General features: G+C 40.9%; 12 protein-coding genes. 9 read left to right on the forward strand and 3 right to left on the reverse strand.

The features are described from left to right. The first annotated feature begins 3 nt into the window (after nt 1-3). Entirely contained in the window at nt 4-1,839 is a 1,836-nt protein-coding gene (locus DXB39_RS01265) for an ATP-dependent helicase (protein WP_117841178.1), read from the forward strand. A 7-nt stretch (nt 1,840-1,846) separates the two neighbouring features. Here DXB39_RS01265 and DXB39_RS14870 read toward each other — a convergent pair whose 3' ends face one another. After that, nucleotides 1,847-2,155 carry a DUF1292 domain-containing protein gene (locus DXB39_RS14870; RefSeq protein ID WP_117841177.1) on the reverse strand — a complete coding sequence of 103 codons (309 nt, stop codon included), beginning with the start codon at nt 2,153-2,155 and terminating at the stop codon, nt 1,847-1,849. Between the two features lie 15 nt (nt 2,156-2,170). After that, the gene (locus DXB39_RS01270) at nt 2,171-3,265 is read right to left on the reverse strand and encodes an HD-GYP domain-containing protein (RefSeq protein ID WP_117841176.1); all 1,095 of its coding nucleotides are present in this window, start codon (nt 3,263-3,265) and stop codon (nt 2,171-2,173) included. Nucleotides 3,266-3,396: 131 nt separating this feature from the next. Between DXB39_RS01270 and DXB39_RS01275 the strand changes: the two genes are divergently transcribed. The 3 genes from DXB39_RS01275 to trpS are packed head-to-tail and all read left to right on the forward strand — an operon-like array spanning nt 3,397 to nt 6,804. After that, nucleotides 3,397-5,244 carry a glycogen operon protein GlgX gene (locus DXB39_RS01275; RefSeq protein ID WP_117841175.1) on the forward strand — a complete coding sequence of 616 codons (1,848 nt, stop codon included), beginning with the start codon at nt 3,397-3,399 and terminating at the stop codon, nt 5,242-5,244. A gap of 6 nt (nt 5,245-5,250) precedes the next feature. Next, on the forward strand, nt 5,251-5,799 hold the full coding sequence (locus DXB39_RS01280; protein WP_022243326.1) for a DUF5662 family protein: 549 nt from the start codon (nt 5,251-5,253) through the stop codon (nt 5,797-5,799). Then, on the forward strand, nt 5,800-6,804 hold the full coding sequence (gene trpS / locus DXB39_RS01285; RefSeq protein WP_117841174.1) for a tryptophan--tRNA ligase: 1,005 nt from the start codon (nt 5,800-5,802) through the stop codon (nt 6,802-6,804). On the opposite strand, the gene DXB39_RS01290 is transcribed toward trpS, so the two are convergent. After that, nucleotides 6,801-7,769, reverse strand: a complete 969-nt coding sequence (locus tag DXB39_RS01290) for an RluA family pseudouridine synthase (protein WP_117841173.1) — start codon at nt 7,767-7,769, stop codon at nt 6,801-6,803. The genes trpS and DXB39_RS01290 overlap by 4 nt on opposite strands. A gap of 120 nt (nt 7,770-7,889) precedes the next feature. Between DXB39_RS01290 and sigK the strand changes: the two genes are divergently transcribed. The 5 genes from sigK (at nt 7,890) to codY (ending at nt 14,373) form a co-directional block, all read left to right on the forward strand. Further along, nucleotides 7,890-8,525 (forward strand): RNA polymerase sporulation sigma factor SigK, encoded by a 636-nt coding sequence (sigK, locus tag DXB39_RS01295; protein WP_117698280.1) that lies wholly within the window; start codon nt 7,890-7,892, stop codon nt 8,523-8,525. A 219-nt stretch (nt 8,526-8,744) separates the two neighbouring features. Next, on the forward strand, nt 8,745-10,283 hold the full coding sequence (locus DXB39_RS01300; protein WP_117841172.1) for a YifB family Mg chelatase-like AAA ATPase: 1,539 nt from the start codon (nt 8,745-8,747) through the stop codon (nt 10,281-10,283). A gap of 5 nt (nt 10,284-10,288) precedes the next feature. Then, complete coding sequence (gene dprA / locus DXB39_RS01305; protein WP_117698278.1) at nt 10,289-11,383, forward strand: DNA-processing protein DprA; 1,095 nt, start codon at nt 10,289-10,291, stop codon at nt 11,381-11,383. Between the two features lie 34 nt (nt 11,384-11,417). After that, nucleotides 11,418-13,508: a type I DNA topoisomerase gene (gene topA / locus DXB39_RS01310; protein WP_117841171.1), complete on the forward strand. Its 2,091-nt coding sequence runs from the start codon at nt 11,418-11,420 to the stop codon at nt 13,506-13,508. 91 nt (nt 13,509-13,599) lie between these two features. After that, the gene (codY, locus tag DXB39_RS01315; RefSeq protein WP_022243319.1) at nt 13,600-14,373 is read left to right on the forward strand and encodes a GTP-sensing pleiotropic transcriptional regulator CodY; all 774 of its coding nucleotides are present in this window, start codon (nt 13,600-13,602) and stop codon (nt 14,371-14,373) included. Nucleotides 14,374-14,433: the final 60 nt, after the last annotated feature.

Here is a 14,433-nt window from a genome sequence, read left to right on the forward strand (position 1 = left end):
TTCATGCAATTTAATGAAGCACAACAGGAAGCTGTTGATTTTTATCAGGGTCCCTGCCTTACACTGGCGGGGCCCGGTTCAGGCAAAACTGCCGTAATTACCCATCGAACGAAAAATTTAATAGAAAAATATGGGGTGTCACCATCAGAGATTCTGGTGGTGACATTTACAAAAGCAGCCGCTATGGAGATGAAGGAGCGTTTTCTTTCGCTAACGAATCAGACATCCACAACGGCTACTTTTGGTACTTTTCATGCGGTGTTTTTTACGGTATTAAAGTATGCTTATCATTATCGGGCAGAAAATATTATAAGAGATGAGCAGAAGGTGGTATTTATCCGGAATCTTTTACGTCATTTTCCGATTGACTATGAAGATGAAAATGAATGCATCCAGACTCTGTTATCTGAAATCAGCGGTGTAAAGAATTCGAACATTCCCATTGAACATTATTATTCTTCTAATTTTCCAGAGCATACATTCCGGGATGTATTTATGAATTATCAGAAGATGCTACAGAAGAACCGGCTGATTGATTTTGATGATATGTTAGTTTATACCTATGAACTTTTCAGCCAGCGGAAGGATATCTTAGCACTCTGGCAGAAGAAGTTCCGGTATATTTTGATTGATGAGTTTCAGGATATCAATGGATTGCAATATGAGATTATAAGGATGCTTGCAGCACCGGAAAATAATCTCTTTGTGGTAGGGGATGATGACCAGTCTATTTACAGGTTCCGCCAGGCAAGACCGGAGATTATGCTGAACTTTGAGAAGGATTATGCTGATGCAAAGCGGATTGTATTAAATTATAATTATCGTTCCGATGGAAATATTGTGGCAGCGGCAGGAAGACTGATTGCCCACAATACAGGGCGGTTTGCAAAGGATATTAAGGCATTTCATCCGGCAAAGGAAGCGGTAGTATGTAAGACTTACCGGACGCAGCGGGAAGAAAATTTAGGATTGATTCATGCACTTAAGGAATATACCGCAGCTGGTGGTGACTGGTCGGACGCAGCGGTGCTGTTTCGCACTAATACACAGCCAAGACTTCTGATGCAGCAGTTGATGGAATATAATATTCCTTTCCGTACAAGGGATAATATTCCTAATATTTATGAGCATTGGATTGCAAAAGATATGGAAAGTTATCTTCGGATTGCCCATGGAAGCAGAAGAAGGGCAGACTTCTTACAGATTATGAACCGGCCGAACCGTTATATTGGGCGGGACAGCCTGGAAGAGGATACTGTAGCATTTGATGTCTGGGCAGATTATTATGATAAAATGGAGCAGTCCTGGATTGCACGAAGAATCGACCGGCTTTATCATGACTGCAAAATGTTAGCCGGAATGAAGCCTTTTGCAGCGGTGAATTATATCCGCAAGGGAATCGGCTACGATGACTATATCAAAGAATATGCAGATCAGAGAGGTATGAATGAGGAAGAACTTTTGGATATTCTAGAACAGCTTACCGATATGACCAAAGAGTTCGATAGCTTTGATGACTGGCAGAAACAGAAAGAGAAATATTTAAAAGAATTACAGCGTGCCATGGAGAAGCAGCGGACGAAGGGAGAGGGCGTTGTCTTATCAACCTTACATAGCTCGAAGGGATTAGAGTATGATGTGGTATTTTTGATTGATGTAAATGAGAAAATCATGCCCTATAAGAAAGCTGTTTTAGATGCGGATCTGGAAGAGGAACGCAGAATGTTCTATGTGGGGATGACCAGAGCAAAAAAACAGCTCTACCTCTTCTCGGTAGAGCTGTTGAATAATCACAGTGCAGAACCATCCCGGTTCTTAAAAGAATTGCAGGAAACGTAATGGATGATTAGTTGTCCATTGCGTCAAATTCTGCTTCATCTAATAATTCATCAAAACGGTCGGAGACAACTTCGTATTCTTCGTCACTGTCAATATTATCTAAAGAAGGATTTCCATCCTCATCCTCGGAGTAACGATAGATATATACTTCACCATCTGCATTTTCATTTCCCTTTTCATCTAAGGGCATCAGCGCAATATAATCCTGTTTTCCTGCTTCAAAGATAGTAAGAATTTTGCATTCCACATCCTGCCCATTGTCTAAATTCAATGTCACCATGATATCGTCTTCCTCTTTTAACTGTTTGTTTTCCATAAAATACCTCTTTCTTTATATAATTGTCTGAACGTAGAGTTCCGGACGTTTTTCCAGATTGATAAATATACTGTCTTCTAACCGAACCACCGGACGGGTCAGGCGATGCTTGTTAATCAGCACAATTTTACCGGTCATGCCATTACTTAACATGACATCATTGTTAATATATGTATTGGCAATATGCTCCAGGAAGCTGGTAATAAACTGGGGTTTGTATTTACCCAGACCCTCCCGCTCAAAAGTGGCAATGACCTCAAACGGGCAGACGCCGCGGCGATAACAGCGGTCAGCAGTCATGGCATCGTAGACATCTGCAATAGCAACGATATTGGCAAAATCATCAATATCATCTCCGATAAGTCCGATTGGATAGCCGCTTCCATCACAGCGTTCATGATGGGTGAGAGCAATTTTTTTGATGCGGACAGATACATTCTGATTTTTCAGCAGTTCATAACCATATTCGGAATGTTTTTTCACCAGTTCATATTCTTCCGGGGTCAGGCGTCCTGGTTTATTAATGATTTCCGGTGGAATTTTACTTTTACCTATATCGTGTAAGAGACCACCCAGAGTCAGAGTTTCTAAATCATCTGCATTATAATTCTGCCACATACCAATCATTCGGCTGATTAAAGAAACATTCAGACTGTGGGCATAAGTGGAATCGGTAATTTTGCGCATATTGTGCAGCATATCGAACATGGAAATTGTAGTGGAATGTCTGGCAAAAAGATCTAAAGCGCAGGATAAAAGAGCCTCCTGATCAAAAGGAATGTTTTTTGTGACAAAATCATTGATGGATTTTTCTAAAAAAGGTACTTTTTTTTCGTAATTTGCTTTAAAAACTTTGAATTCTTTACTGTTTCTTACCCGTTCAGAATACCGGTCAACTGCTTCCTTTTCTTCAGCCATTGACTGAATGGCATCAACAGGCAGAACACCGTCTATTATTCTGGCACTCTCAATTCCATAAAACTCAAGGTGCGCAATCATCTGGGTTGTCAGCATTTTGTGTTCTTCTACAATCATCTGCCCATGCCTGCTCATGACAGGAGCGGCAGTCACCATGCCAGGTTGTAAATCCTTTGTTGCAACTGTATGCATGAATATACCTCTTATATCACTAATTAACAATACACTATACTATAATTATAAAAATTTACATATCAATTGTCAATGAATCGTGTTATAATCTTTTCAAGAGACTTGAATATAGGAAAGTGCAGGATGATGAAATGAAATACAATGTTCGGGAAGGCGATTACAGAACCATGGGAGCAGTTGTGCATAGTGATGGGGTTGTATTTACCTTTGAGGGGAGAAAAGAGCAGAAATGCAGTATTGTACTGTATGAAAAGAAAACAGGGAAAATTGAGAAAATACCGGTTCCGGATACTTACTATGTGGGTGCACTTCGCTCAATTATGGTAATGGGCATTGAACCGGCTTCTTTTGATTATAATTTTGAAATAGACGGTAAGGTTATGCCAGATCCATATGCCAGAAGAATTGTAGGCAGGGAAAAGTGGGGAGAAAAGGAACGCTTTGGTATGGATTATCAGGTGAAAAGCGGTTTCTCCACAGATGTTTTTGACTGGGAAGAGGATGTGGCACCGGAAATTGCCAAAAAGGATATGGTCATGTACAAACTTCATGTGAGAAATTTTACCATGGAGGGTAGTAATGGCGGAGCAAGAAAAGGAACTTTTGAAGCAGTAGAGAACCGGATAGGATATCTTCGTGATATGGGCGTTACAACCGTTGAATTTATGCCTTTTTATGAATTTGAAGAACTGATGATACCGGCAACCTGTGAACTGCCGGATTATGTGACCTGGAAGGAAGAACAGAAGACGGATACAAAGAAGCTGCCGGAAGTTGAGAAGATAAATTGCTGGGGCTATACCGAAGGCAATTATTTTGCGCCGAAGGCTGCATTTACCAGAAGCAGACAGCCGGAGCATGCCTTGAAATCATTAATTAAGGCATTGCATAAAAATGACATGGAATGTATTATGGAAATTTATTTTCCTGATACCATCAATCAGAATCTGATGTTAGAAGCCCTGCGCTTCTGGGTGATGGAATATCATGTGGATGGATTCCGACTGATGGGAGCAAATCTTCCGATTCGTGCTATGGCACAGGATTTGATTTTGTGCCGCAGTAAGCTGTTTGCAGATACGATTCCGGAGGATTTGCTGGAACAGGATTATGCATATCCGCATTTATTTGTTTACCGGGATGAATTTTATTATCCGTTGCGGAAAATGTTAAATCATAAGGAAATCTGTCTTACCGATTTTGTAAACCAGATGCGTAAGCAGAAGAAATATGCCGGATTTGTGAATTATGCAGCATCTAATGATGGTTTTACACTGGCAGATGTATTTATGTACAGTGAGAAACATAATGAAGCAAATGGGGAAAACAATGCGGATGGAAATGACTGGAATTACAGTGACAACTATGGCATTGAAGGACCAACCCGCAAAAAATATATAGAAAGCCTGCGTAAAAAACAGCTTCGAAATGCGATTACGGCAGTATTTTTAGCACAGGGTATTCCACTGCTTGCTGCCGGTGATGAGATTGGTAATTCCCAGAGGGGAAATAATAATGCTTATTGCCAGGATAATGCAGTTGGCTGGGTAAACTGGAAAAATGATAAGAAATATGCTTCCTTACAACAGTTTGTAAAGAAAATGGCAGCCTTTCGTAAGGCACACCCGGTTCTTCGGATGGAAGAGCCGATGCGGATGAATGATTATAAGGGACTGGGATATCCGGATCTTTCTTTTCATTGCGATAGTGCATGGACTGTGGGATTTAGCCCGAACCGCCAGTCGGTTGGGATGCTTTATTGCGGACTGTATGCGGATTGTGAGGAAATGATTTATGTGGCATATAATTTTCACACCGGAAAACAGTTCCTTGCACTTCCGAAATTGCCAAAAAGCAAAAAATGGTATAAAGTAATGGATACAGGAAATGAAAATGGTTTTCTGGAGAAAGAAATGATAATGGATGCAGTCCAGGTAGAAATTGCCGGGATGTCCATTCAGATATTAATAGGGAAATAAAGTAAGATGAAAGCATGGAAACATTTTTGCACAATTAATCATCACAAGATGTTGGTCATGAAAGGCTGTTTTAAAGTAGGACTTTACCGCCAGGGTTTATTGCATGATTTGTCGAAATATTCACCAACGGAATTTTTAGTGGGCTGTAAGTATTTTCAGGGAAATATGAGTCCCAACAATGCCGAACGTGAGGATAAGGGGTATTCCGCAGCCTGGCTGCACCATAAGGGCAGAAACAAGCATCATATGGAATACTGGATTGATTACGGACCGGATAAATGCACCGGAATTACTGGAATGAAGATGCCAACAAAATATGTTGTTGAGATGTTTATTGACCGGGTGGCAGCAAGCAGGAATTACCAGAGAGAAAAATATACCGACGAAAGTCCTCTGGCTTATTACGAACATGGAAAGCAGTATCATATTATTCATGAGGAATCAAGAGAACTTTTAGAGTGCCTTCTTCATATGCTGGCAGAATGCGGCGAAGAAGAGACTTATGCATATATTCGATATGAAGTATTGAAAAATAAAAGAAAGAAGGATAAATAAATGTTAGACGGAAAGAAGATTTTATATAGTGGAATGCAGGCAACAGGAACCCTTACCCTTGGAAATTATTTGGGAGCATTGAAAAACTGGGTAAATCTTACAAATGAATATGAATGTATCTATGGTGTTATGGATTTACATTCCCTTACCTTAAGACAGGTGCCGGCAGAGTTCCGTAAAAATGCCCGTTCTCTTTATGCATTATATGTAGCGGCAGGATTAGACCCGGAGAAAAACTGTATTTATTATCAGTCCCATGTATCCGGACATGCAGAATTAAGCTGGATATTAGGCTGCTTTACTTATATGGGAGAGTTAAACCGTATGACACAGTTTAAGGACAAGGCTGCAAAGCATGCAGATAATATCAATGCAGGTCTTTATACCTATCCGGTATTAATGGCGGCTGATATTTTATTGTATCAGGCAGATGTGGTTCCGGTTGGAGTAGACCAGAAGCAGCATCTTGAGATTACCAGAAACATTGCACAGCGTTTTAATGCTATTTACGGAGATGTATTTACAATTCCGGAGGCATATATCGGAAAAGCAGGTGCAAAGATTATGAGTCTGCAGGAGCCGGAGAAAAAAATGTCAAAGTCCGATGAGAATCCAAATGCAACTATCCGCCTTTTAGATGATAAAGATACCATTATCCGCAAATTTAAACGTGCAGTAACCGACTCCGGCAGTGAAATTGTATATCGTGAAGATAAACCGGGCATTAGTAATCTGATTGATATTTATGGTTGTGTAACCGGTAAGACAAGAGAAGAAACCGAAAAAGAATTTGACGGAAAAGGCTACGGTGATTTCAAACTGGCAGTAGGAGAAGCAGTTGCTGCAGAGTTAGAGCCATTGCAAAAACGTTATGGGGAACTGATGGCAGACAAGACCTATCTTGACAGCATGATTAAAATGAATGACGAAAAAGCAGCTTATTATTCTAATAAGACCTTGCGTAAGGTACAGAAGAAAGTCGGACTTACCGAAAGAATCCGTTAATCCGAAAATAGATTGTCCAAATCTGGAACATGAAATTCAGGGAACAGCATTTGCATATCGGCAGGAAGTGGAGCTGTAAAGCAGAGCTGTTCCTTTGTGATTGGATGTTCGAATTTTAACTGGCAGGCATGAAGAGCCTGCCTTTTTGTCAGGGAAAAATCCGGGTTATAAAGGAAATCTCCAATTAAAGGGTAGCCGAGGTAGCTCATATGGACACGAATCTGGTGGGTTCTGCCGGTGTCAAGCCGCAAAGCAATAAGGGAGAGTGCATCCGGTGAAAGAGGCTCCCTTGAAAAAGTATTTTTTGGAAAAATTTTTTTCACAGCTAGTCTGCGGTAATGGGTGCAGGCGTATTCACCTTGTCCAAAATCTACCTGACGCTCTAATACAGAACCTTCCTTTCTGCCGATTGGCGCAGTAATGGTACCGGATTCCGGGGTAATACCACGGACAATGGCAAGATAGGTGCGGTGGATTTTCCGTTCATTCATCTGTCTGCCTAAGATACCGCCACTGAGACTGTTTTTTGCAAGGATTGTGATACCGGTAGTATCCTTATCCAGCCGGTTGATGCAGCGGAAAGGACCGGCTTCGTTTTTGCTGCCCAGATAATAAAAGACAGCATTGGAGAGGGTATGTTCGTAATGTGTCATGGATGGGTGGACAGGCATATGTGCCGGTTTATTGATAACGAGAATATCTTCGTCTTCATAGAGGATGGAAAGGGGAATGTTTTCCGGTGCAGGATAGCTTTCCGGCATAGATTCTTCTAAAATAATCTTTAATTTATCAGAAACCTTCAGCCGGTCACTGCTGTGCCCGGTATCACCGTTTCGGAAAAGAACATCTTTGGTGCGGAAAAGATGTGCCCGGAGCCCTTTCGGGTATCCTTTTTCCGTAAGAAATTCTCTTATCGTATAGTTTTTGTATTCATTTGTTATGGTATAGTCTAATATTCGCTTCATAAGGATAATTATAAAGGAAAAAGACACAGAAGAAAAGGATAGAGATAAAAAAAGGAGGAAAGGCACGAAGAACCTGGCAGACGCATAGAATATAATAAATCGCTTTTTAAGGGTGCTGTATTGAAAACATTTTTATCTCCATTGACTATACAGGAAGAGAAGCAATATTTAAAGCAGCTTGGGGAAGGCAGCCTTGAAGCAAAACATATTCTGATAGAACATAATATGCGTCTGGTAGCACATGTGGTAAAAAAATATCAGAATGTGGAAGAGGATATGGAAGATCTGATATCGATTGGAACCATTGGATTGATTAAAGCAATCGATACCTTCCGGGTAGAAAAAGGAAATAAGCTGGCAACTTATGCAGCGAGATGCATCGAAAATGAACTTCTGATGTATCTGCGCAGTAAGCGTAAAATTGCCAGGGAAGTGTCTCTTTATGAGCCAATCGGAACAGATAAAGAGGGAAACCAGATACATTTACTGGATATTGTAGAGCATAACGAACCGGATGTGGTGGAGCAGATGGAGTATGACAGAAATGTGAAGACATTATATGAAATACTGCCCCGGGTACTAAACAGGCGGGAACAGATTATCATAAACCTACGCTATGGTTTGAAAACGGACTGTCCGGTGACACAAAAGGAGATTGCAAAAAATTTAAATATCTCGAGATCCTATGTTTCACGAATTGAAAAAAGGGCATTGGAGAAGCTGAAAGCTTATTTTGAAAAAGGTTACAATTATTAAATTTTTATAATGTGTTAAATTGGTATTTGAAAAGGATGGATTTCATGATATGATGAGTCCATCTTTTTTATCGAAATAAATGATGAATAGCCCATCTTGGGGCTGCTCATGTAAATTGCAGAGTTCTTCTGCAGAAAAATCCCGGACAAACAAAATGAACAGAGAAAATGAAATAATTACAAAAAACAGAATAATTGCAAAACAGAAAGGTGAAATTTAATGTACAGTATTGTATCAACGGCAATCGTGCGTGGCATTGAGAGCATTCCTATCCGCGTGGAAGCAGATGTGACGGATGGTATGCCAGTGTTTGAAATGGTAGGATTTTTATCGGCAGAAGTGCGGGAGGCAAGAGAGCGGGTGCGGACAGCCCTTAAAAATTGTGGATACCGTCTCCCACCAAAACGGATTACGATTAATCTCTCGCCGGCATATGTAAGAAAATCCGGTTCGTCCTTTGATTTGCCGGTAGCAGTGGCAGTGCTTGCTGCAATGGGGATTATTCCGAAAGACAGGCTGGAACAGCTTCTGATTGTAGGAGAAGTAGGACTGGATGGAAGAATAAAACCGATTCATGGAGTATTGCCCATTGTGACAAAGGCTGCACAGGAGCGGATGGACGCCTGTATGGTGCCGGTGGAAAATGCCAAAGAAGCTGCATTGGTAAAAGGAATCCGTCTGTTTGGTGTAAACACACTGGAAGAAGTGATAAAAGGCTTTAATGATGAAATAAAATTCTGGGAGCCTGAGAAAGAAGAAATCGGGCATGAGAAAAAGGTTAAGAGAAAAGAAGTACCGGATTTTTCAGAAATTAATGGACAACAGTTTGTGAAAAGAGCCTGTGAGATTGCGGTAAGCGGCAGACATAATCTCCTGATGATTGGACCACCAGGCGCAGGAAAGACAATGATTGCAAGGAGAATTCCGGGTATTTTACCGGAGATGACAGAAGAGGAGGCCCTGGAGGTAACAAAAATATACAGTGTAAGGGGACTTCTGACGGAAAGTGAAGCATGGATGGCGGAACGTCCTTTCCGTAATCCACATCATACCATAACACCACAGGGACTGGCAGGTGGTGGAATGGTTCCGGGACCGGGAGAAATCAGTCTCGCCCACCATGGTGTACTCTTTTTAGATGAGCTGGCGGAGTTCCGGCGGGAAACCTTGGAAATTTTAAGACAGCCTATGGAAGAACACTGTGTAAAGCTTGCAAGGCTTGCCGGAAATTATGAATTTCCGTCGGATTTTATACTGGTGGCTGCTATGAATCCCTGCCGGTGTGGATATTATCCGGATTTGAACCGCTGTCATTGCACGAAAGGAATGGTGGAACAGTATTTAAAGAAAATCAGTCAGCCTTTATTGGACAGAATTGATATCTGTGTAGAGACAAAGCGTGTGGAATATCAGGATTTAATTAAAGAAAATCCGCATCAGGAGACTTCGGCAGAAATTAGAAAAAGGGTGGTTGCAGCTATGGAGCGGCAGCAGCAAAGGTTTGCCGGAACTAACATTCGCTATAACAGTAGAATTCCGGCGGCATTACTGACAAAATATTGCAGATTATCGACAAAACAAAAACAGTATATGGAAAGCATTTATCAGAAGCTGGAATTGACAGCCAGATCTTATCATAGGATTTTGCGGGTGGCGAGAACCATTGCAGATATGGACGGTTCAGATGAAATCCTAACCAGACATTTAAGTGAGGCGGTCTGTTATCGGAATGTAGATAAGAAATTCTGGGAGGGATAAATGGAATGAAATATAAATACTGGCTGGCGTGTATGGCACAGATGGCAGAAAACATTGGAACCGGAAAAGTGGAAAAACTGTTTCGTTTTGCCGGAAGTGCAGGAGTCTTATATGACATGTCAGAAAAGGAATTAATGCAGATTCCGGGCATTACCGAAGCAGATGTGAAGTCTGTTCTTACCTATAAAAAAGCATGGAACTTAGAAGAAGCATGGGAGAATTTAAAAAGAAGCGGACTGTATCTTGTAACAAGAGAGGATGAAAACTATCCGAAACGTCTTTTATATATCAATAAGCCACCTTATGGAATTTTTTATAAGGGCAGTCTGCCACCGGAAGATAAGAAAAGTATTGCTATTGTGGGAGCAAGAAGATGCAGTGAATACGGTCGTTACTATGCAAAACATCTGGCGGAACTGGCAGTAAAAGCAGGCTGCATTATAATCAGTGGACTGGCTGCAGGAATTGATGGAGCAGCCCACAGTGGTGCCATGGCGGCAGAGGGAGAAACTTATGCTGTTATGGGATGCGGGGCAGATTACTGTTATCCCAGACAGAATCAGAGTCTTTATCAGACTATGACACAAAAAGGCGGAATTCTATCTGAATATATGCCACAGACAAAACCTTTGGGAAAGTTGTTCCCGCAACGGAACCGGTTAATCAGCGGGCTTTCAGATGTGGTAGTTGTAATAGAAGCAAAGGAGCGGAGCGGTTCATTGATTACGGCAGACTTTGCCTTAGAGCAGGGAAAAGATATTTATGCACTTCCGGGGCGTGTTGGAGATGTGTTAAGTGGAGGCTGTAACCGCCTGATACGGCAGGGGGCTGGCATCATAGTGTCTCCGGAGGAATGGTTTAAGGATCTTGAAATTGATCTTGCCAATATAGTAGTTTCCAATGCTTTTTCAAAAAAGGTACTTGAAAAAGATGAAGGGGTGGTGTATAGTGTTCTCGATTTGCAACCGAAAAGTGCCCAGCAGATTTTGGAAGAAACAAAGCTACCGGTAGACCGGATGTGTGAGATACTGCTGACGCTGGAAAATGCAGGTTTTATCAAAGAAGTATATAAGAATTATTATATAAAAATACATGAATAACCGCATAGAGAGAACAAAATAAAGGAGCAGGGTTATGGCTAAATATCTTGTTATTGTTGAGTCACCGGCAAAAGTTAAAACAATTAAAAAATTTCTTGGGAAAAATTATGAAGTGGATGCATCCAATGGACATGTGCGTGATTTACCGAAGAGTACCTTAGGATTTGATGCAGAGCATGGATTTGAACCAAAGTATATTACCATCCGGGGAAAAGGTGATGTACTTGCAAAATTAAGAAAAGAAGTGAAAAAAGCAGATGTCATTTATCTTGCAACTGACCCGGACCGTGAGGGAGAAGCAATTTCCTGGCATTTATATCAGGCACTGAATCTGGCAAATTCTGATAAAAAGGTTTACCGGATCAGTTTCAATGAGATTACCAAGAATGCAGTAAAGACCTCTTTAAAAAATCCGAGAGACATCGATATGGATTTAGTGAATGCCCAGCAGGCGCGCCGCATGTTAGACCGTATGGTGGGTTACCGGATCAGCCCGTTATTATGGGCAAAGGTAAAAAGAGGCTTAAGTGCAGGACGTGTACAGTCTGTGGCATTGCGTTTGATCTGCGATCGTGAAAGTGAAATCAATGCATTTATACCGGAAGAATACTGGACCTTAGATGCAAGCCTGAAAGTAAAAGGTGAGAAGAAACCACTAACTGCGAAGTTTTACGGAACAGAAAAAGAAAAAATGAATATCACCTCAAGAGAACAGGCAGATGCTATTATGGCAGAGCTTGAAAAAGAAAAATTCGCCGTAACAGATGTGAAAAAAGGTGAACGTAATAAAAAGGCTCCACAGCCGTTTATCACCAGTACCTTACAGCAGGAAGCATCCAAGGTATTGAATTTCTCCACACAGAAAACCATGCGTTTGGCACAGCAGTTATACGAAGGTGTGGATGTAAAGGGAATCGGAACGGTCGGTCTGATTACTTACCTGAGAACAGATTCTGTCCGTATTTCAGAAGAAGCAGATGCTATGGCACGCAGTTTTATCGCAGCACAGTATGGCGAGAATTATGTTTCTTCCCATGTACAGGAAAAGAAGAGCAGTAACAAGATCCAGGATGCCCATGAAGCGATTCGTCCGTCTGATATTACAAGAACACCGGTAATGGTAAAGGAATCATTATCCAGAGACCAGTTCCGCCTGTACCAGTTAATATGGAACCGTTTTACCGCAAGCCGTATGAGTGATGCAAAATATGAGACAACATCCGTAAAAATCGGTGCTGGAAAATACTGTTTTACCGTAGCAGCATCCAAGCTTGTATTTGAAGGATTTATGTCTGTATACACCAATGAAGATGAAGAAAAGGGCACACAGAATGTAATGCTTAAGTCCATTGATAAGGATACAGAATTAAGTTTTGATGCATGGGATGAAAAACAGCATTTTACACAGCCTCCTGCTCATTATACCGAGGCATCTTTGGTAAAGGCATTGGAGGAACGTGGAATTGGAAGACCAAGTACCTATTCTCCGACCATAACCACCATTCTTGCCAGAAGATATGTGATTAAGGAAAATAAAAACCTTTATGTTACCGAGCTTGGTGAAGCAGTAAATTCCATTATGACAGAAGCATTTTCCAGTATCGTGGACGAACATTTTACCGCTAATATGGAGTCGCTGCTGGATAGCGTGGAAGAAGGAACCGTAAACTGGAAGACTGTAGTAAGCAATTTCTATCCGGATTTGGATGCGGCAGTAAAGCAGGCAGAAAAAGATCTGGAAAAAGTGCAGATAGCGGATGAAGTGACCGATGTAATTTGTGAAGAGTGCGGCAGAAATATGGTAATCAAATACGGTCCGCATGGTAAATTCTTGGCGTGTCCTGGATTCCCGGAGTGCCGTAATACCAAACCGTATTTTGAGAAGATTGGTGTTGCCTGCCCGAAATGCGGCAAAGATATTGTACTACGTAAAACCAAGAAAGGCAGAAGATATTACGGATGTGAGAATAATCCGGAATGTGATTTCATGTCATGGGCAAAGCCGTCATCTGAGAAATGTCCGAAGTGCGGAAGTTATATGGTAGAAAAGGGCAATAAGCTTGCCTGTGCCAATGAGCAGTGTGGCTTTTCAGAGGAAAAACCAAAAAAGGATGAAAAGAATTAAAAGTACAATTCAAATTCTTGAATTATCAGAATAAACATGATAAAATATTAAACAGTCTAGTTATTCTGAATATAGCGTGGAGGATATAAGTATGAGCGTTCAGCTGTTGGATAAAACAAGAAAAATAAATAAGCTTTTGCACAATAATAATTCGTCAAAGGTTGTGTTCAATGATATCTGTGAGGTTTTGACAGAGATATTGGATTCCAATATCCTTGTTATCAGTAAAAAAGGAAAGGTACTCGGAAGCAGCCAGTGCCGTGGAATTGATGAGATTCATGAACTGATTGTTGATGAAGTAGGCGGGTTTATTGATTCTATGCTGAATGAAAGACTGCTTGGAATTCTTTCCACAAAGGAAAACGTCAATCTGGAAACATTAGGATTTGAATCAGATATTAAGAAATATTCTGCAATTATTACACCGATTGATATTGCTGGTGAGCGGTTAGGAACATTGTTTGTATATCGTTATGATAACCAGTATGACATTGATGATATTATTCTCAGTGAATATGGAACAACAGTTGTCGGACTGGAAATGATGCGTTCTGTGAATGAGGAAAATGCGGAAGAGACCAGAAAAGTACAGATTGTGCGTTCAGCAATCAGCACACTTTCTTTTTCAGAGTTAGAGGCAATTACTCATATTTTTGATGAGTTAAACGGAACAGAAGGTATTCTTGTAGCCAGCAAGATTGCAGATCGTGTAGGAATTACACGTTCCGTTATTGTAAATGCATTGCGTAAGTTCGAAAGTGCAGGAGTCATCGAATCCCGTTCTTCCGGAATGAAGGGAACTTATATCAAAGTTGTAAATGATGTGGTGTTTGATGAACTTGCCAGAATACGAAAGGCAGATTAACCATAGAAATATAAACAAACAGAATATAAAGAAGAGCACACGGATGGTGCATCGGATAAA

Source organism: Roseburia sp. OM03-7AC (assembly GCF_003462625.1).
In the GTDB taxonomy this organism is placed as follows: Bacteria; Bacillota; Clostridia; order Lachnospirales; family Lachnospiraceae; genus Roseburia_C; species Roseburia_C amylophila.